At 42.1% G+C, this 19968-nt stretch carries 20 protein-coding genes; 1 reads left to right on the top strand and 19 read right to left on the bottom strand.

Annotated elements, in window-relative coordinates; all coding sequences use genetic code 11:
* Nucleotide 1: 1 nt before the first annotated feature.
* From AC3ZVC_RS04750 to AC3ZVC_RS04715, 8 genes are all read right to left on the bottom strand, one after another.
* On the bottom strand, nt 2-940 hold the full coding sequence (locus AC3ZVC_RS04750; RefSeq protein WP_490066591.1) for a YybS family protein: 939 nt from the start codon (nt 938-940) through the stop codon (nt 2-4).
* Nucleotides 941-1240: 300 nt separating this feature from the next.
* Entirely contained in the window at nt 1241-1480 is a 240-nt protein-coding gene (gene rpsR / locus AC3ZVC_RS04745) for a 30S ribosomal protein S18 (protein ID WP_144544623.1), read from the bottom strand.
* Between the two features lie 61 nt (nt 1481-1541).
* On the bottom strand, nt 1542-2054 hold the full coding sequence (gene ssb / locus AC3ZVC_RS04740) for a single-stranded DNA-binding protein (protein ID WP_214723374.1): 513 nt from the start codon (nt 2052-2054) through the stop codon (nt 1542-1544).
* 37 nt (nt 2055-2091) lie between these two features.
* Nucleotides 2092-2379 (bottom strand): 30S ribosomal protein S6, encoded by a 288-nt coding sequence (gene rpsF / locus AC3ZVC_RS04735; protein WP_214723591.1) that lies wholly within the window; start codon nt 2377-2379, stop codon nt 2092-2094.
* Between the two features lie 476 nt (nt 2380-2855).
* Nucleotides 2856-3956 carry a redox-regulated ATPase YchF gene (gene ychF, locus AC3ZVC_RS04730; RefSeq protein ID WP_490066582.1) on the bottom strand — a complete coding sequence of 367 codons (1101 nt, stop codon included), beginning with the start codon at nt 3954-3956 and terminating at the stop codon, nt 2856-2858.
* Nucleotides 3957-4162: 206 nt separating this feature from the next.
* A complete protein-coding gene (locus tag AC3ZVC_RS04725; protein WP_490066579.1) occupies nt 4163-6175 on the bottom strand; it encodes a molybdopterin-dependent oxidoreductase in 2013 nt (670 codons plus the stop codon).
* Between the two features lie 34 nt (nt 6176-6209).
* Entirely contained in the window at nt 6210-6407 is a 198-nt protein-coding gene (locus tag AC3ZVC_RS04720; RefSeq protein WP_490066575.1) for a DUF951 domain-containing protein, read from the bottom strand.
* A gap of 2 nt (nt 6408-6409) precedes the next feature.
* Nucleotides 6410-7312, bottom strand: a complete 903-nt coding sequence (locus tag AC3ZVC_RS04715) for a mechanosensitive ion channel family protein (RefSeq protein ID WP_490066573.1) — start codon at nt 7310-7312, stop codon at nt 6410-6412.
* 373 nt (nt 7313-7685) lie between these two features.
* On the opposite strand from AC3ZVC_RS04715, the gene yyaC reads away from it, so the two are divergent.
* Nucleotides 7686-8315: a spore protease YyaC gene (gene yyaC, locus AC3ZVC_RS04710; RefSeq protein WP_490066571.1), complete on the top strand. Its 630-nt coding sequence runs from the start codon at nt 7686-7688 to the stop codon at nt 8313-8315.
* Nucleotides 8316-8661: 346 nt separating this feature from the next.
* On the opposite strand, the gene AC3ZVC_RS04705 is transcribed toward yyaC, so the two are convergent.
* The 11 genes from AC3ZVC_RS04705 to rpmH form a co-directional block, all read right to left on the bottom strand.
* A complete protein-coding gene (locus AC3ZVC_RS04705; protein WP_490066569.1) occupies nt 8662-9375 on the bottom strand; it encodes a DUF554 domain-containing protein in 714 nt (237 codons plus the stop codon).
* 127 nt (nt 9376-9502) lie between these two features.
* Nucleotides 9503-10348 carry a ParB/RepB/Spo0J family partition protein gene (locus tag AC3ZVC_RS04700; protein WP_490066566.1) on the bottom strand — a complete coding sequence of 282 codons (846 nt, stop codon included), beginning with the start codon at nt 10346-10348 and terminating at the stop codon, nt 9503-9505.
* On the bottom strand, nt 10341-11102 hold the full coding sequence (locus AC3ZVC_RS04695) for a ParA family protein (protein ID WP_490066563.1): 762 nt from the start codon (nt 11100-11102) through the stop codon (nt 10341-10343). Before AC3ZVC_RS04695 ends, AC3ZVC_RS04700 begins: the two co-directional genes overlap by 8 nt.
* A 490-nt stretch (nt 11103-11592) precedes the next feature.
* A complete protein-coding gene (gene noc / locus AC3ZVC_RS04690) occupies nt 11593-12480 on the bottom strand; it encodes a nucleoid occlusion protein (RefSeq protein ID WP_214723356.1) in 888 nt (295 codons plus the stop codon).
* Nucleotides 12481-12621: 141 nt separating this feature from the next.
* The gene (gene rsmG, locus AC3ZVC_RS04685; RefSeq protein WP_490066557.1) at nt 12622-13338 is read right to left on the bottom strand and encodes a 16S rRNA (guanine(527)-N(7))-methyltransferase RsmG; all 717 of its coding nucleotides are present in this window, start codon (nt 13336-13338) and stop codon (nt 12622-12624) included.
* Between the two features lie 72 nt (nt 13339-13410).
* Nucleotides 13411-15300, bottom strand: a complete 1890-nt coding sequence (gene mnmG, locus AC3ZVC_RS04680) for a tRNA uridine-5-carboxymethylaminomethyl(34) synthesis enzyme MnmG (RefSeq protein ID WP_490066553.1) — start codon at nt 15298-15300, stop codon at nt 13411-13413.
* Between the two features lie 66 nt (nt 15301-15366).
* Nucleotides 15367-16752: a tRNA uridine-5-carboxymethylaminomethyl(34) synthesis GTPase MnmE gene (mnmE, locus tag AC3ZVC_RS04675; protein ID WP_490066550.1), complete on the bottom strand. Its 1386-nt coding sequence runs from the start codon at nt 16750-16752 to the stop codon at nt 15367-15369.
* Between the two features lie 639 nt (nt 16753-17391).
* The gene (gene jag / locus AC3ZVC_RS04670) at nt 17392-18018 is read right to left on the bottom strand and encodes an RNA-binding cell elongation regulator Jag/EloR (protein ID WP_490066547.1); all 627 of its coding nucleotides are present in this window, start codon (nt 18016-18018) and stop codon (nt 17392-17394) included.
* The gene (spoIIIJ, locus tag AC3ZVC_RS04665; protein WP_490066543.1) at nt 18015-18800 is read right to left on the bottom strand and encodes a YidC family membrane integrase SpoIIIJ; all 786 of its coding nucleotides are present in this window, start codon (nt 18798-18800) and stop codon (nt 18015-18017) included. Before spoIIIJ ends, jag begins: the two co-directional genes overlap by 4 nt.
* Before the next feature lie 136 nt (nt 18801-18936).
* Nucleotides 18937-19305 (bottom strand): ribonuclease P protein component, encoded by a 369-nt coding sequence (gene rnpA / locus AC3ZVC_RS04660; RefSeq protein ID WP_490066540.1) that lies wholly within the window; start codon nt 19303-19305, stop codon nt 18937-18939.
* 127 nt (nt 19306-19432) lie between these two features.
* Complete coding sequence (gene rpmH / locus AC3ZVC_RS04655; protein WP_026584874.1) at nt 19433-19567, bottom strand: 50S ribosomal protein L34; 135 nt, start codon at nt 19565-19567, stop codon at nt 19433-19435.
* Between the last annotated feature and the right edge of the window lie 401 nt (nt 19568-19968).

The following is a 19968-nucleotide window of genomic DNA, read 5'->3' as shown; positions in this document are numbered from 1 at the left end:
ATCACTTTTTTCCTAATTTGTGCCTTAAATCGAATCCTAAGTCAATTATACCTAATATCCTCACAATATAAAGGAGAAATGGAATAAGAAATGTAAATACCGTTGCTATGATTGGAACTGCTCTTGGAAACCCTTTTAAATGGCTGATGAAGAAAATAAAGGAAAGCCCTTGAATAATCATAAACAGCTGTAGGATAAACGCAATATTCACAAGTGCCAGGAACCAGTAGCTTCCTTCAGCAGGATTAAAAATAAACGATGCTACAATCGTGATTAAATAGTACCACAAGATGCTTTTGGGCAGGTTCATCTCTCTAAAGGGCTTCCAGCTTTCAACATTTATTCCGAACCTTTTGGCAATTGGGAAAGAAACCAGCTGAATGAGAAAAACAGAAATGACAGCCGTCATCACAAATAAACTGGGCGTTAAGGTTTCAATCATTTGCAAACCAGCAGTGAACTGATCCATGACCGTATCATCAACATTCTGGCCCATGCCTTCCAGCATTCCTTTAGACATTGAGATGGACTCCTCCATTAACCCAATGCCTTCTTCAATAAAATTGATGTTAAATAAGGCTACAGCAGCTGCATACTGAAGCAATAAACTAGCAAGGAATACAAGCGTTCCCGCAATAAAAGAAGAGGCCCTTCCTTTATTTTCCCGGATAAAAACACCAATCACTGTTCCTGTCAGACCAAATGTCAATGCAAGCGGAATAGCCATAATGGAACCGATAATCAAGGAAAGCAGCACACCGCCAGTTAAAAAAACAACCGCACTCATCCGATTGTTTTTAGCTGCAAACATAATAAATGGAAGCGCCAAAAAGAAAATAGAAACGGTACCGAGAATCGGCACATACAAGGAAATGAGAAGAAGCACAGCAAATGCAGCTAAAAGCACAGCGCCTTCCGTTAATTTATGTACATTATTCATTCTTACACTCCTTAAACTGCGTGTCCAAAAAGGAGGAAAAGGGTCAGTTGGTTTTTCCCGGCTTTTTGAAGCAGCACCATAAATAACAACTCATAAAGTCTATTGTAGCTAGTATTAAAGACAGGTTCAACCTTGCTGTTTAAGAAGCCGGATTAAGAGCTTTCACTGTATTATTTTAATCAAAAAAAAGGGGGATTACCATTAGAATAAGAATCAATCTGATGCTGAATATGTTAAAGGACATATCCTTTTAAAACTAATAAAAAAGACACCGGTAAACCGGCGTCTTTTCAATAATTATTATTCACCTGATACGTATGGCAGTAATGCCATTTGGCGCGCACGCTTAATAGCAATCGTTAATTTACGTTGGTATTTAGCGTTAGTACCTGTTACACGACGTGGTAAAATCTTGCCGCGCTCAGAGATGAATTTTTTAAGAAGATCCACATCTTTGTAGTCGATGTGAGTGATTCCGTTTGCAGTGAAATAGCAAACCTTACGACGTTTTGCACGTCCGCCTCTGCGTCCTCCAGCCATGGTCATTTACCTCCTTTAGCTTTTTACTTTTTATTTATATCCGTTCGATAATCGGGCACTATTAGAATGGAAGATCGTCATCGGAAATGTCGATTTGGCCGTCATTTGCGAATGGATCCTGGTCCACACGAGTATAGCCGCCCTGATTACGATTATCCTGGCGTTGATTCTGATTGTTGTTATTTCCAAATGGGAAATCCTGATCTCTCGGACCGCCGTAATTCGTATTGTCGCCTCTGCCGCCGCCAGAACTATTCTTAGGCTCAAGGAATTGCACACTTTCAGCTTGGACTTCCGTCACATAAACGCGCTTTCCGTCCTGGCCCTCATAGCTGCGGGTCTGGATTCGGCCATCTACACCAGCTAGGCTTCCTTTTTTCAGGAAATTCGCTACGTTTTCAGCAGGCTTTCTCCATACCACACAGTTGATGAAATCTGCCTCCCGTTCACCTTGCTGATTCGTAAAAGCGCGATTCACTGCAAGAGTGAAAGAAGCTACAGGTACTCCATTCGGGGTATACCGTAAATCAGGATCCTTTGTCAAACGTCCGACAAGAACAACACGGTTCATCATCAGAATCAACTCCTCTCGGTAAAAATTGCTTTATCTATTATTTTTCGTTTTTAACTACGATATAACGGATGATGTCTTCGCTGATTTTAGCTAGACGAGTGAATTCGTCAACTGCTTTTGATTCAGCATTAACGTTCATTAATTGGTAGTAGCCATCACGGAAATCATTGATTTCGTATGCAAGTCGACGCTTACCCCAATCCTTAGATTCAGATACTTCCGCACCATTATCAGTTAAGATTGTGTTAAAACGCTCAACAAGAGCCTTCTTAGCCTCATCTTCAATGTTTGGGCGGATGATGTACATAACTTCGTACTTTCTCATCACTTTCACCTCCTTTTGGTCTAAACGGCCCTTCAAAAGGGCAAGGAGCAATATATTCATTACTCACAAGTTGAAATTATAGCACATTAATTATGTAAAAGCAATAACTGCTAGAGTTAATTGCGAATTGAAAGTTTCTTTGAATAGAAATTACTTCAAGGTGTATTAATTTTTTTGGCTCTTTTGTTTTTGCAAACTTTGGTGCTTTTTAAAAAGTAGTGAGGTGAGGTTGATTTCCGCTCCAGGATGCTCAGCGAACGCGGGGCGGGCGGTGAGCCTCCTCGGCGCGCAGCGCCTGTGGGGTCTCACCTGTCCCACTCCTCCCGCTGGAGTCTCGCACCTTACGCTCCATCAACCAACTTTATTTATCATTGTTTTTTTTTACAAAATCGATTAATAAACAACAATCTCTAACTTTTCCAATATATCGCATAATAATAACAAAAAAGAACCCCTAAAAAGGAGCTCTATCTTTCTTAAACATTAAAACGGAAGTGCATAACATCTCCATCTTTTACAATATATTCTTTACCTTCAAGACGTACTTTCCCAGCTTCTTTGGCAGCTGTCATGCTTCCAGCAGCGACAAGATCGTCATAGGAAACCGTTTCTGCACGGATGAAGCCTTTTTCAAAGTCGGAGTGAATCACTCCCGCACACTGAGGAGCCTTCATGCCTTTACGGAATGTCCAGGCACGGACTTCCTGAACTCCGGCAGTGAAATAAGTTGCCAGTCCAAGAAGGTTATATGCAGCTCTGATCAGCTGGTCAAGGCCTGATTCTTCAATGCCAAGCTCCTGAAGGAACATTTCTTTTTCTTCTCCTTCAAGCTCAGCAATTTCAGATTCGATTTTTGCACAGATCACGATTACTTCTGCATTATCCTTTGCGGCAAATTCTCTTACCTTCTGCACATATTCATTAGAAGAAGGATCTGCTACATCATCTTCGCTTACGTTTGCTACGTAAAGCACAGGCTTGATGGTCAGCAGATGAAGGCCTTTTACAATCTTCATTTGTTCTTCTGTGAACTCGACTGTACGTGCAGGTTTATCTGATTCGAATGCTTCTTTTAACTTTTCAAGAATTTCAAGCTCAAACACGGAATCTTTGTCTTTTTGCTTAGCCAATTTGCTCACGCGTCCAATTCGCTTATCGACAGATTCAAGGTCAGCCAGAATCAATTCCAGGTTGATGACTTCGATGTCATCGATTGGGTCCACTTTACCTGAAACGTGTGTAATATTGTCATCCGCAAAACATCGGACAACCTGGCAGATGGCATCCACTTCACGAATATGTGAAAGGAATTTATTCCCAAGACCTTCCCCTTTGCTCGCACCCTTTACGATGCCGGCGATATCCGTAAATTCAAAAGCCGTTGGCACAGTCTTTTTCGGCTGAACCAATTCAGTTAATTTATTCAAACGGTGGTCAGGCACTTCAACAATTCCCACATTCGGATCAATTGTACAGAACGGATAGTTCGCAGACTCCGCTCCCGCCTGGGTTATTGCATTAAACAAAGTAGACTTCCCTACATTCGGCAAACCTACAATACCAGCTGTTAAAGCCATCAAAGTCACTCCTCAATTTTATCATCTATAAAAAATCCGATTCATATCAATTTAAACAAGCCTCTAACAATTATAGATATTTGGCCCGGAAAAGTAAAGACAACAAGAATAGCGGAGACAGCTGTTGAGAGCAGCAGCTGGACAAACAATAAGGTGCCAGGCACCTATACCATTCAGTTAAATTGGTACAGTCACCTGGCACCCCGCTATATTTTCTTAATATTAACAAGGCAGTCGTACAAAGTGCTGCCAAGGCCATTGTCCGATTCGCGGCTAGAGGTGAGATTATTGACGGGGCCGCCGAATTTTGCCCAGATGCCTTCATCAATATTGATGGTATCCGGATGGGCTTTTTTCATAATATGGACAAAGCCCTTCATTTCACCGCAGTCATTCCATACCTTGACATAATCATTTTCCTGAAGTCCTAGCTTCGCTGCAATATTATCGGCAATTTCAACCTTTGCCTTTGGTTCAGGCTTCAGCAGGTGATAATGCTGCGAATGATTGGAGCGAAGCGGATGAATCGTCAGCAATGTAAAAGGAAACTGCTTGGCACGCTCTTTGTCCGTCCACTTAGTTTCCCTTGGAAGGGCAAGTGTCAGCCTGCCTTCGGAACCCTTTCGGAACGCAGCAGCTGAGGTGAATTCATACTTTCCGCTCGGCGTTTTAAACTGGCGGTCTTCCCAAGGCACCGTATCAACCGGAAGCTCCTCATGGTGGGAATTCCTTAAGCTATCAAGTGTGATTCCATGGCCTTTAAGCGAACCGAGGCCCAAGCTGATAAACTCTTCTCTTGTAAAATCGAAATCGGCTCCGAAACCGAGGCGCTTGGCCAGTTCTGTCCAAACCCATAAATCGGGCTTGGCCTCTCCTGGCGGATCAACAAGCTTAGGTCCATAGTTTACATAGTGATGATACATAGAAGAATAATAAAGATCTTCCTGTTCAAAAACAGTGGCAACCGGCAGCACATAATCAGCCATCTTGGCTGTATCTGTCATAAACTGCTCCATTACAACAACTGTATCCACAGATGCAAAAGCCTCTCGAACCCTTGAAGAATCTGGGACCTGAGTTAATGGATTGCCGCAGGTTACGAAGATCATTTTTACTTCAGGATCTTTGGCTGTTAAAATCCCCTCCGCCTGTCTCATCATCGTGAACTGCCTTGAAGAAGTCTTGCGGTGAGGAAGGGCAAGGGAGGCAGTATCAAAACTTTGGCCGACCTGTCTATTTGCATAGTTTGCGCCGCCGCCCGGAATGCCGATATTGCCGCTCACAGCAATTAAAGCATCCATCAGCCTGATGGTATTGCCGCCGTTTTCGTAGCGCTGCATGCCCAAACCGAAAAACGTGGATACAGGGCCGTCTCCATACACAATCGCAAGCTCGGTCATCACTTCACTTGGCACTTCCGTTTTTTCAGCAATTTCCTCCAGCGTTACATTGTTCAGAAGCTCATCCAAGTCTTCAAAGCCAACAGAATGATTTTCTATGAAATTCCGATCCTCTAGGCCGAGCCGCAGCATTTCCTTCATAATGCCTGCCGCAAGCAGCCCATCCATCCCCGGCTTCACAGAGAAATATTTATTCGCTATTTTGGCAGTAGCATTATAGATTGGATCAATCACATATAGCTTGGTCCCATTTCTTTTTGCTTCCTGGAGCATTTGAAATAAATGCATATTGGTGCGGGCCACATTTCTGCCCCATATGACGATATGTTTGCTGTTTAAAATATCATCAGGCCCATGGCTATAAGCATCTCCAAAATCCCAGCTCTGTGCTTCGATCCCGGCTCCCCAGCAAATGGATCCCGTTAATTCGGTTACTCCGCCGTAACAGTTAAAAAAGCGCTGATCCAGGTTCGTCAGCAATCCGCCATTTGCGTAATCATGGCTATGCAGAACGGAAGCTGTTCCAACCGTATCTTTCAACTCTTTCATTTTCAGGGAAATATCATGTAAAGCCTGTTCCCATGAAACTTGCTTAAACTCGCCATCAATCTTTTTTAAGGGGTAAAGCAGGCGTTCCGGAGAATTGGTTCTGCTTTCAAGCATTCTCCCGCGGCCGCAAATTTTCCCCTTTGTAATAGGATGGTCCTGATCGCCATCTACCTTTGTCACCCTACCGTCTTCAAGTGTTACATGAAAGCCGCAGCTGTCCCAGCAGTTAAGGGGGCAGGCTGACTTTACTTTATGCGCCAAGAACCTCATCTCCCCGTTTTTTATTTATCTAGATAAACCTGGCCTATTCCTCATGCCTCACAAGAACTTTTTTCATTTTGCGGGAAAATTCTCTTCTTGGGATCATGACGCTGTGCCCGCAGCCTTCGCACTTAATTCTGATATCTGCTCCCATTCTAATGATTTTCCAGCGGTTTACTCCGCACGGATGTGGTTTCTTCATCTCCACAACATCATGCAGTTCAAATTCCTTTTGTTCCATTCTTACCCCTCCGAATTCAATTTTGGTTTATTCTGGGCAGGCGCTTCTTCATTCCGTGTATACATAACAAGACGCGGGAACGGAATTTCAATGCCATGCTCATCTAAGCAAAGCTTGATTTCTTTTCGCAATTGGCGTGCGATATAAAAATGCCTCATCGGCAAAGTTTCTGATACAACTCTAAGAACAACATCAGAAGCAGCAAGGTTTTGAATTCCTAGAATTTCCGGCGGTTTGACCATGTCTTCATATTTATCAGGCAGTTCCTCAAATAAATCCTGCAGTACGCTTTCCGCTTTATTAATATCTCCTTCATAAGCAATGCTGACATCCACAAATGCAATACTGTTATTCAGAGAAAAATTGGTCACCTGCATGATGCTTCCATTAGGAAGAATATGAATCTCGCCGGTCCAGTTTTTAATTTTCGTCGTTCGAAGGCCGATTTCTTCAACGGTTCCCTCAAACTGATCGACCCGAATATAATCCCCTACCGAAAACTGATCTTCAAAAATAATAAAGAATCCGGTAATGATATCTTTAACAAGGCTTTGTGCGCCAAACCCCACAGCCAACCCCACGATACCGGCACCGGCCAAAAGCGCTTTTACATCAATGGTCAGTACGGACAGGATCATGATGGCTGCCACAAAGAAAACAACATATGTTAGCATATTCTCCAGAAGCTTGAGCAGGGTAGCTTCACGGCGTTCGGAGATCCTGAGCCTCGAAGGTGTTCTTACTTTAAAAATATTCCGGATGGCCAGTTTGCCGACTCTAATCAGAATACTTGTTATGATAAAGATTGCAATAATCTTGAGAAAACCTTCCCCAATTGTTACCCACGTTTTTTCATCGGAAAGCTTATCTATCATACTGTTAAACAGTTTTTCAATATAACTCATGGTTTCACCTGCTTCTTTTTAGTGAAAGTAAATAAGAAAGCTTGTTATTTTATATAACTTCAAATTGAATCCTCATAACTTTGCTTTTCATTAGCTTGTATGAAATTATACTTTATCTTCCCTTACAGTGCGAATACCTTATTTAAACCAAAATTATTTTATCAATTTTCCGCTATACTTTACAGTTTTTAGTTTTCATGAAAGCCGTGCCTTCCTATAGAGCCATTGTTTAAGGAATAAATATTATTGGTATGTATAGATTACAAAAATTTTCCGTATACTGATAAAAACGTTTTATACTAAGGGCCGCCATTAACATAATCTCATCACTTTGAACCGGCATGGCAAGGAATAAAGAGGGAGTGGGACCTATATGAATTTCAAACCAAATTTGTTTGATAAAAAAGGCGGGGCTTCTGCCAGGATAGCGCACGAAGAAACAAACTCGGCTGCTAAATTGGCTGCTGAGCTGAAAAATATATTACCTTCAGGCATCGGCAGCCGTCCCATCGTTTTTGTCTGTATAGGCACAGACCGTTCTACAGGCGATTCATTAGGTCCGCTTGTCGGCACACTCCTTGAGGAAAAATCCATTTCTTCTTTTCACGTATATGGGACACTGGAAGATCCCATTCATGCTGTAAACCTGGAAGAAAAGCTGAACGAAATCAAGAAGAAACATTTTAATCCCTATATTATTGGGATTGATGCATGCTTAGGCCGATTAAAAAGTGTGGGAGTCATCCAAATCGGGGAAGGGCCTGTTAAGCCTGGAGCCGGCGTGAACAAAGATCTTCCGGAAGTAGGGCATATGCATATAACCGGCATTGTGAACGTAAGCGGCTTTATGGAATTCTTTGTTCTTCAGAACACAAGGCTAAACCTGGTACTGAAAATGGCCAAAACGATTGCCAATGGCATTTATGAAGCTAGTCTAACACATCAGACAGCACCAGCCTGGCCGGCATTTAAATGGGAATTGAACCGTGAACAAACACCATAAAGATTGAATGAAAGCCATGGGAGCAACAGCTCTCATGGCTTTTTTGAAGAGTGTATTCTGTTTTGCTTTTAAGAAGAGCTTCTTCTCGGATCATATCTTCGAAAACCATTCCGAATATATTCGGAATGATAAATATAAGCTCCATGTTGATAGGAGAGGAAGGCACGAGAACCTCAAAATGTATTCGCATTTCCTTTATGCGGAGTGTTTTTCAAGGATGTTTTTTCAAAGTCTGCAAGAGTGCAGATCAAATGGAGGCCCCGCAGGCTTATTGCTTGATAAGGCTCCCGGAACACTCAGAGTTCCTGAGTGCGAAGCGGATAGCAACAGACAAATTTAACAGGGCCTAGAAATAGAGACCATAAAAATAGATTACCGAGACTATGACCCCGGTTACCAATATCCCTGGCAGCAGGTTGGCTACCCGGATTTTTGTCAGCCCAGTTAAATTCAGGCCAATGGCAAAAATCATTATTCCGCCTGTAGCGGTCATTTCTTTAATAAAGCTATCCATCAGTATTTGGGGGACAACTCGGTCAATTTGTGTAGCAAAAAGGGCAATTAATCCTTCATAAATCATGACTGGAAAAGCTGAAAACAAAACGCCAATTCCCAAGGTAGTTGTGAGAATCAATGCCGTAAAACCATCAATAATGGATTTTGTATAAAGAACAGAATGGTCGCCTCTTATCCCGCTATCCAGTGCACCGATAATGGCCATTGCGCCAATAACAAAAATCAGTGTCGCTGTCACAAAGCCTTGCGAAATGCTGCCTTCACCCTTTGAACCAATCTTGTTTTCAAGCCACCCGCCAAACCTATTCAATTTATCTTCCAATCCAAAATATTCACCAATTACGGTTCCGAAAACGAGGCTCAAAATAACTACGAGAAAATTCTCGCTCTTGAAGCCCATCTGGAGGCCAAGCACGATGACAGCAAGGCCAATGGCATGCATAACTGTTCCTTTCATATTCTCGGGAATTCGATGAAGCAATTTCCCTAAAAAGGTTCCGATAATAATTAACAAACCATTAACAAGCGTACCAAGCAGAAACATACTTTTCACCTTATCTATTATTATTTCGTATTTCGAATAATTATTTCATCTACAATACCACGGAAGGTTCATGTAGACAATCATTTTTTAAGAATCCTTCAAAAAAATAAACCATCCTGAAGATGGCTTAAGAATGGGTATCCAAAAGTTCGATAATACGCTCCAAGTCTTCTTTAGAGAAAAATTCGATTTCGATCTTTCCTTTGTTTTTGGATTGCTTGATATGAACAGTGGTTCCGAATCTTTCTCTAAGAGAGGATTCACGTTCCTTTATAAATATATCCTTTTGAACCTTAGGCTTCTTCGTTTCACGTGAAACATCATTCAACTGTTGTATCAGCTGCTCCAGCTGGCGGACATTCAAGCCATCTTTGATCGTTTTTTCGACCAGTGCCGGCAATTTTTCTTTCTTTCTTAATCCCAGCAGCGCTCGTCCATGTCCCATCGATATTTTCCCATCTGATATCAGTTCCTGTATTTTAGGCGGAAGAGATAGCAGCCGGATGTGATTTGCAATGTGCGGCCTGCTTTTCCCTAGGCGCTTAGCTAATTCCTCTTGGGTTACCTTCAGCTTATCCATTAAAAGCTGATAGGCTGCAGCTTCTTCTATAGGAGTTAAATCTTCACGCTGCAAATTTTCAAGGACAGCCAACTCCATCATTTGCTGTTCATTTAATTCTTTAACAACAACAGGAACGGTTTCCAGATTGGCTTCTTTTGCTGCCCGATAGCGCCGCTCGCCAACAACAATTTCATAGCCCTTTATGCTTTTCCGGACAATGATCGGCTGGAGAATTCCATGTTCAATAATGGACTGTTTTAATTCTTCAATCGCTTCCTTTTCAAACACTTTTCGCGGCTGATAAGGATTTGGGCGGAGTTCTTTAATTTTAACCTCTTTTACAGTTTCTTCTTTTTCGGCTTCAATATTGTTAAAAAAAGCATTCAGACCTTTTCCTAAGCCTTTAGCCATTCGAAACCACTTCCTTTGCCAATTCTAAATATACTTCAGCTCCGCGTGACTTCGGATCATAAGTAATAATAGGTTCACCATGGCTCGGAGCCTCACTCAAACGCACATTGCGGGGAATAATGGTTTTATATACTTTATCCTGAAAATATTTTTTAACCTCTTCAATTACCTGAATGCCAAGGTTGGTACGGGCATCGAGCATGGTCAGCAAAACGCCTTCAATTTTTAAATCATGATTCAAATGCTTTTGCACAAGGCGGACTGTATTCAAAAGCTGACTCAAACCTTCAAGCGCATAATACTCACATTGTACCGGTATAATGACCGCATCGGATGCTGTCAATGAGTTAATTGTTAAAAGTCCGAGGGAAGGAGGGCAGTCAATAATAATATAATCAAAGTTTGCTTTTACCTCTTCCAAAGCTCTTTTCAACCTTACTTCTCTTGAAATGGTAGGAACCAATTCAATTTCCGCACCTGCCAGCTGGATAGTAGCGGGAATCGCATATAAATTCTCAACCGATGTTGCCTTTATTACCTTCGCTGCTTCCACATCGTCAACAAGTACATCATATATGCATTGGTCCACATCAGCTTTTTCAATGCCAATCCCGCTCGTTGCGTTCCCCTGGGGATCAATATCAACCAATAAGACCTTCTTTCCTATGTATGCCAGGCATGCGCCCAGATTAACGGAAGTAGTGGTCTTGCCCACTCCGCCTTTTTGGTTCGCTACAGCTATAATCTTGCCCACGGTGTCACCTGCTTTCATCATTAAAAATAACAACCTCTATATCAATTATTTTATACTCTGTTAAACTAGCGTGTTGATTTCCGCTGCAGGCACCCAGCGAGCCGCGGGTGTTCCGAGCTCCTCAGCGTATTCGCGCCTTCAGGGTCTTCCCTTTACTCCCTACTCCCGCAGGACTTTGAATAAGCACACACGATTTTACCTCTGGAGGAAATGCAAATGCACTTTCGTGGATCTTATTCCTTCCGCTCCAATCAACACGGTGCTAAATCAAGATTCTAATAGGGTTATATTTTTTGAATACCCCTTAATCACGTAGTCTATTTTATCACGAAAAAGGAGAGAGAATTATTTTTTTGTTAAAAATAAGAAGATTCTAACAGTCTTTTGGAATTAGAGTTATTTCATATGCATAGGACAATAGGAGACTTTAGGGGAACAGCAAAAAACGCGAGAATCCAACAGTTGGCCTGTTTGGTTTCCCGCGTTCATTTTATTTCTTTTTAGGAATTTTAATTGTAATTTGATAAAATTCATCAAATTCTTCTTCTTCGGAATCTAGATTGATGCCGCTGTCAGAAACCATGGAAAGAGATTGGCGGATTGTGTTGACGGCAATTCTCATATCTTTGCTGAAAGCTTTCCGCTTTGGCTTTGGCTTCGGATTTTTCTGTTCAAGAATCCTTACCACACGATCTTCTGTCTGCTTGACGTTTAGATTTTTTTCCACAATTTCCTGCAGCAAAGCAACTTGCTTTTCAGGGTCTTTTAAAGGTATAAGTGAACGGGCGTGCCGTTCAGTAATCGACTTGCTTAATAATGCATCCTGGACAGGCTGAGGCAGTTTTAACAGCCTAAGCTTGTTCGCAACGGTTGATTGGCCCTTCCCAAGGCGCTGCGCCAATGCTTCCTGTGTCAGATTATGCAGCTCCAAAAGCTTCCCATATGCAACAGCCTCTTCAATTGGGGATAATTCTTCCCTTTGAAGATTCTCAATTAATGCAACTGAAGCGGTTTCTGTATCGCTGAGATTCTTTACGATTGCCGGTGCTTCTTCCCAGCCAAGCTTTTTCATGGCCCGATATCTTCGTTCACCAGCAATAATCTCAAACTGGCCGCCTTCAAATTCCCGTACAACAATCGGCTGGATAATGCCATGTGTATGGATGGTTCGAGAAAGCTCTTCTATTTTTTCATCATCAAACACCGTTCTTGGCTGAAAACGGTTAGGAACGATTTGGTCAATAGGTATTTTCTTAACTTCTTCTTTTTCGCTTAAGTCTTCAACTTCAATATCCAATTGTTCTTCTGCTGGTTTTTCCGCTGTAACTTGTTCTCCCTTTTCGCCTAGGCCAAAAAAGCGTGAGAAAGAATGCTTCATCACCCTGCACCACCTTTACGAAACTCCCTATTACATATTCTCTATAATAATGACAATTCCTGCCGAACTGTAACAATATAATATTTGGTAAAAGACAAATTAATCTATACCATTATGTCATACATTGCTGAAATGTGCACCCTACTCAATTGGTGTTTTATTGGGTGTACCCGGCTTCCTTGGATACTTTTTAGGTGTGCTTTTTTCCTTTTTAATGATCAAAATGTTGCGCTCGCTTTCTTCCTCTGGCAATGTGAAGGTATGAGAGTCAACGAGTTTTCCGCCTAAGACCGCTATCGCTTTCTTGCCGGCATCCAGCTCTTCTTTTGCACTTGCACCCTTCATGGCAACAAACATGCCTCCAGTTTTAGCCAGCGGCAAACAAAGCTCGCTCAATACCGACAGTCTGGCAACTGCCCTTGCTGTCACAACATCAAAGGATTCGCGGTATTCCTTATTTTGGCCAAAGGTTTCCGCGCGGTCATGAATAAAACGGACGTTTTCCAATTCTAATGCCTTTGCCAAATGCTCTAGAAAACCGATGCGTTTATTAAGTGAATCAACGATCGTAATATGTAATTCCGGAAATGCAATTTTTAACGGAATGCTTGGAAAACCCGCACCCGCTCCGACATCGCAAACTTTCAGCGGCTGGTTAAAGTCAAAGTAAAATGCTGCGGTAATTGAATCATAAAAATGCTTTAGATAAACATCTTCTTTATCTGTAATTGCTGTTAAATTCATTTTTTCATTCCATTCCACTAATGTGGAATAGTAGGTTTCATATTGATTTAATTGCCGAGGCGAAAGGGCAATCCCTTTCGCCGCCAGCATTTCTGTAAATTGTTCTATATTCATTAGCAAATCCTTTCCGCTATAAGACATGATCGGATTTATCCCGTACGAATTAGCTGCACCCTGCTTTTGCTTTTATTCTGCTGATACCCTGGCAATTCTGCCTTGTTCAAGATAAACAAGCAAAATGGAGATGTCCGCAGGGTTAACTCCAGAAATTCTTGATGCCTGTGCGATCGATAGAGGCCTAACTTCTTTCAGTTTTTGTTTCGCTTCGGATGCTAGTCCGTTAATGGCCTCATAATCAATGTTTTCAGGGATCTTCTTGTTTTCCATCTTCTTCAGGCGCTCCACCTGCTGGAGAGATTTTTCAATATATCCTTCATACTTGATTTGTATTTCGACCTGTTCCGTTACATCCGGATCAAGGGTTCCCTCAGCCGGCACAAGCCTTTGGATATGCTCATAAGTCATTTCCGGCCTCTTCAATAAATCAGATGCACGAATTCCATCCTTCAGCTCACTGCCGCCCTGGCTTTTGATCAGTTCCTGTACTTCACTGGTTGGTTTAATAAAAATACCTTGAAGTCGATTCTTCTCTTCTTCAATGGCTTGTTTTTTCAACAGGAATTTCTCATAGCGTTCGTCGCGGATCAGCCCAACCTTGTGCCCCAGCTCAGTTAAGCGCAAATCAGCATTATCATGGCGAAGAAGCAAACGATATTCAGCTCTTGATGTTAGCAGACGGTATGGTTCATTCGTTCCTTTAGTGACCAAATCATCAATCAGTACGCCAATATAAGCATCTGAACGGCTTAGGATGACTTCTTCTTTTTCCAGCGACTTTAATCCGGCATTCATGCCAGCCATCAGCCCCTGTCCCGCTGCCTCCTCATAGCCTGACGTCCCGTTAATTTGGCCAGCCGTAAAAAGATTTTTCACTTTCTTTGTTTCAAGGGTCGGCCATAACTGAGTCGGCACAATGGCATCATATTCTATTGCGTAGCCTGCACGCATCATCTGGACATTTTCCAATCCTGGAATGGTTCTAAGAATCTTCTGCTGAACATCTTCAGGCAAGCTTGTTGAAAGACCTTGTACATAAACTTCCTGAGTATTCCGTCCCTCTGGCTCCAAAAAGATCTGATGCCGTGGTTTGTCATTAAAGCGGACAACCTTATCTTCAATGGATGGGCAATAACGAGGCCCTGTTCCTTTAATCATACCGGAGTATATTGGGGAACGATGAAGATTATTGTCAATCAGTGTGTGTGTTTCTTCGTTTGTATAAGTCAGCCAGCATGGCAGCTGGTCAGTTATATACTTTGTTGTTTCATAAGAAAAAGCTCTTGGCACATCATCGCCAGGCTGTATTTCTGTCTTGCTGTAATCAATGGAATGGCTGTTAACACGCGGAGGGGTTCCTGTTTTAAAACGCACTAAATCAAACCCGAGCTCCTGCAGATGCTCTGAAAGCTTAATGGAGGGCTGCTGGTTATTAGGACCGCTGGAGTATTTAAGTTCCCCTAGAATAATTTCTCCTCTTAGGAATGTACCCGTCGTAATGACAACCGTTTTTGAAGAATAAACGGCACCTGTCTGGGTGATAACGCCTTTGCATTCTCCATCTTCCACAATCAGCCGCTCAACCATCCCCTGAATCATTCTCAGGTTCGGTTCATTTTCCAATGTCTTTTTCATCTCGTGCTGATACGTGAATTTATCAGCCTGGGCACGCAATGCACGAACTGCAGGCCCTTTTCCAGTATTAAGCATTCGCATCTGAATATGGGTTTTATCAATATTCTTGCCCATTTCTCCGCCAAGCGCATCTATCTCCCTAACAACAATCCCTTTCGCAGGTCCTCCTACAGAGGGATTGCACGGCATAAAGGCTACCATATCCAGATTTATCGTAATCATTAATGTCTTAGCGCCAAGACGGGCCGAAGCAAGGCCTGCTTCAACACCTGCATGTCCGGCACCGACTACTATGACATCATAACTTCCAGCTTCATATGTCATGATGCGGCCTCCTTTACTGCAATCAAAATCCGCTTATTGCGGCATTTTTCTTGTCTGAAAAATTATCTATTTCCCTAAACAGAACTGCGAGAATAATTGGTCAATTAAGCTTTCATGGACACTGTCGCCAATAATTTCGCCAAGAAGCTCCCATGTTCTCGTTAAATCAATTTGCACGATATCTATCGGCGTTCCCATTTCAACACCCTGCATGGCCTCATCAATGGCATTTAAAGCCTGATTTAAAAGGGCGATATGGCGGGTGTTTGATACATATGTGATGTCCCCGGCTTCAATGGATCCTTCAAAGAAAAGCGAAGCAATTGCCTCTTCCAGATCATCTACCCCTTTATCCTCCAATAAAGAGGTCGTGACCAATTTATGTTCTTTAGAAAGTTCATGAACGTGATCCATATTAACTTTTTGTTCAAGGTCCATTTTATTGACAATGACAATGACGTCCATGCCTTCGACCGCTTTAAATATATTTTCATCCTCTGTCGTTAATTCATCCGAATTATTAAGTACCAGCAAAATAAGATCGGCTTCCTTTAATACCTGTCTGGACTTTTCGACCCCAATCCGTTCAACAATATCTTCAGTCTCCCGAATCCCTGCCGTGTCCAGTAATCTCAGCGGAACACCCCTTACATTGACATATTCCTCAATTACATCGCGCGTTGTTCCCGGTATATCCGTTACAATAGCCTTATTCTCGTGGACAAGGCTATTCAATAGAGAGGATTTACCGACGTTTGGACGGCCCACAATAACAGTTGACAGTCCTTCACGCAAAATTTTCCCCTGCTGGGATGTACGCAGAAGCTTTTCAATTTCCTTCTTTACATAAGAGGACTTTTCCAGCAGCATATGATGAGTCATTTCCTCTACATCATCGTATTCAGGATAGTCAATATTCACTTCCACATGGGCAAGGATCTCCAGAATTTCCTGGCGGAGCTTTTGAATGAGCTTTGAAAGCCGTCCTTCCATCTGCCCGAGCGCCATATTCATGGCCCTGTCCGTTTTAGCCCGGATTAAATCCATTACAGCTTCCGCCTGCGACAAATCAATTCGGCCGTTCAAAAACGCTCGCTTTGTAAATTCACCAGGCTCTGCCAGCCGTGCTCCATTATTTAATAATAGCTGCAATACACGATTGACCGAAACCAGACCGCCATGGCAATTTATTTCTATAACATCTTCTTTCGTAAATGTTTTCGGGCCTTTCATTGCTGATACCATTACTTCTTCTGCTACCTCACCTGTTTTCGGATCAATGATATGGCCGTAATGAATGGTATGGGAGGCTACATCCTTCAGACGTTTGCCTCCTACCCCTCTGAATAAACGATCCGCAATTTCAAAGGCCTGGTCGCCGCTGAGCCGGACAATGGCTATGGCACCCTCACCCATCGGCGTAGAAATGGCCGCTATTGTATCAAATTCCACTCTCTTCACCTCTCTTTTCTTTAGCTTTCATCGATCTATATAAAAATGATTATTATATCGATTCCCAAATTAATAGAATATCACATGCCAATTTGTTAGAAAAGCATCTCAAACCGTTCATTTTATGCTTGTCCACAGACAATTTCTTTTTGAGAAAAAAACAATTATCCACACGACCTATATTTAATATGCTCTATTTTAACTTATCCACATGTGAATAACAATAAAACCAATGGAGAATTAATATTTTACGGAGGAATTGATTATTTATAAAAGGCTGTTTTCGCAAAGTTTGGACTATAAAGCTTGCCCGTTGATTTCCGCTCCAGTCACGCAGCGAACCCGCGGGGAGGAACGGGAGCCTCCTCGGCGTTTCACGCCTGCGGGGTCTCCCGCTCCCTCTCTTCCCGCAGGACATTGAATAAGCTTCCTCGAATAAGCACCGCACGAAGAAAATGCGAATGCATTTTCGAGGATCAAGTACCTTCCACTCCAATCAACTCAGTAATTAAAACGTTTGTAAGCAAAAAGAACAACACTCTATACGAAAAGAGCCTTATAAAAAAACCCTTGGAACTAAATCCAGACATAAAAAAACCCAATCCGTGAGTGGATTGGGTTTTTAAATCGTTCTTCCGGCTATCTTGTTCTTGCCGGGGCTATGACAATATGGCGATGTGGATCATTGCCGTCAGAATACGTTTTTATTCTCTTATTATGAACGAGAGCGGTATGGATAACTTTCCTTTCATAGGAAGGCATAGGTTCCAACGCAATTTCCTTTCCCGTCTTCAGAGCTTTTTGAGCAAGCCTTTCAGCTAATTGAATCAGTGTATCCTGGCGTCTCTTCCGGTAATCTTCCGCATCCACAACCACATTCAAGAACTGGTCAGAAAAACGATTTATGACAAGCTGTGTCAAATACTGCAGTGAATTGAGTGTTTGTCCTCTTTTACCGATTAAAAGAGCAATTTTTTCACCGGAAAGGATAAATTGAACATTTTTTCCGTCCTTTAATGTTTCAATTTCAATGGACACTCCCATTTTCTCACTGACTTCCTTGAGGAACTTCTCAGCTTCTTCAATCGGATCGAGCTTCCTAACAGCCTTTACGACTGCCGGACGGGAACCGAAAATCCCGAAAACGCCTTTTTTACCTTCATCAACTATTGTTATCTCTGCGCGGTCTTCAGTTGTATTTAATTGAGCTAAAGCTGACTCTACTGCTTCCTTGACGGTCTGTCCTGTAGCAGTTACTTGTTTCACTTTTTGGCTCCTCCTGCATTTCCGGCCGCCGCAGCTTTCAGGTCCGGACCTTTAATAAAATAAGTTTGTATGATCATAAAGATATTACCCACTACCCAGTAAAGTGAGAGAGCAGCTGGGAAATTAATAGCAAAAATAACAATCATGATCGGCATAAGATAAAGCATCATCTTCATCTGTGCTGCCATTTGCCCTGTATGCTCAGTGCCGGCCATCATCATTTTTTGCTGAATGAATGTTGTAACACCTGCAATTAGCGGCAATAAATAAATTGGATCCGGAGAACCAAGATCAAACCATAGGAAATTATGGTTTGCGATTTCACGAGTACGTGTAATAGCATGATAGAAACCAATTAGAATCGGCATTTGAACGACTAATGGGAAACAGCCTGCAAGAGGGTTAACCCCGTGCTTTTGAAATAGAGCCATCGTTTCCTGCTGCAGCTTCTGCTGGGTTTTCTGGTCTTTTGAACTGTATTTTTCACGCAGCTTCTGCATTTCTGGCTGAATCGCCTGCATCGCCTTCGAACTTTTCGTTTGCTTGATCATTAATGGCAGGATAACCAGGCGAATAATGATCGTAACAATGATAATCGATAGTCCGTAGCTGCCGCCTGCAATTTCTGCTACTTTAATGATAAACAGCGAAAGCGGGTAGACAATATACTCATTCCAAAAGCCTTCGCTTTCAGACGTAATCGGCTGATTGATTTCAGTACAGCCTGACAAAAGCGCCATAACAAAAGCCAAACCGATTAATAGGAATATTCGTTTCTTCAACCGTTTTTTCCTCCTTATTGCTCCTGATAATTAAATATATTGTATTTGCTTGTCCCCCTAGAGCGGGACTTGCTCATATGTATCTCATTTTATCATCTTTTATAATGAAGTGCTTCATAATAAAGATAGATAAAGACTATTGATTTTTAGTATTTCCAAGTCTAGGTTTATTCAAAACCCGTGAAATCTTTAAAACATGGGTAAGGCTTTTTTTCACCTCATGGAAATCCATATCCGCAACAGGCTTCCTGGCGATGATGATCAGATCAAACTGTGGCTTTATTTCTTCCTCCAGCTCTAAAAAAGACTGGCGAATATATCTTTTAATCTGATTCCTCATAACAGCATTGCCGATTTTCTTGCTAACAGACAGACCTATACGGAAATGGCCCTGTTCCTCTTTTTTCAAAATATAAACAACAAATTGACGATTGGCGAATGACTTTCCCTTTTTAAAGGCCTCTTGAAATTCTTTATTCTTTTTTACCCGAAATTCTTTTTTCAACGTCATCACCTACTTAGAAAAGCGTATGGCGACTTGGGGCTTCAGCAGGAAATTTCCTCTTTTGCCCCGGCAGCCATTATAACATTAATCTATACATGGAAAAAAAGACCACTGACGTTTCAGTGGCCTAAGCAGATAATACTTTTCTTCCTTTGCGGCGGCGGCGAGCAAGGACGTTACGTCCGTTCGGAGTGCTCATGCGGCTGCGGAAACCGTGAACTTTGCTTCTCTTACGCTTGTTTGGTTGATAAGTTCTTTTCATTATATGACACCTCCCTGAGGAATTGCTGTTAAAGACAGTCTTTCTAATTATATAGATGAAACTTGAAAATTGTCAACTATTCATCGTTAAGCTCTCTGCCTTCATTGGCAAAAAAATCTTTTCTAAGCCAGGCTTACATTCTCCCTGCACTTTTTCTCTTTTAGCAGATCTGAATGAACCCACTCAGAAAGTTTACCTTCTTTTCGCACGAATGTCATCCTAAAATTCGTTTTTTCCACGTTTTTCTCTTTAGCTCTGCTAAATTTGTCTGTTAATGGGCTCTCCACGCACTCGCTTTTCGCAGGCATTCCGCCGCTCTCAAATGCAATGCGTCTGTGGGATCCTCTTTTTATTCACTTCCGCTGGAGTCCTTTTGCCATCCGTTTCAATTAACAAGTGCT

Source organism: Cytobacillus sp. C11.1 (genome assembly GCF_058145115.1).
The sequence above is the reverse complement of the archived record's forward strand: the minus strand, read 5'-3'. Positions and strand labels throughout refer to the sequence as shown.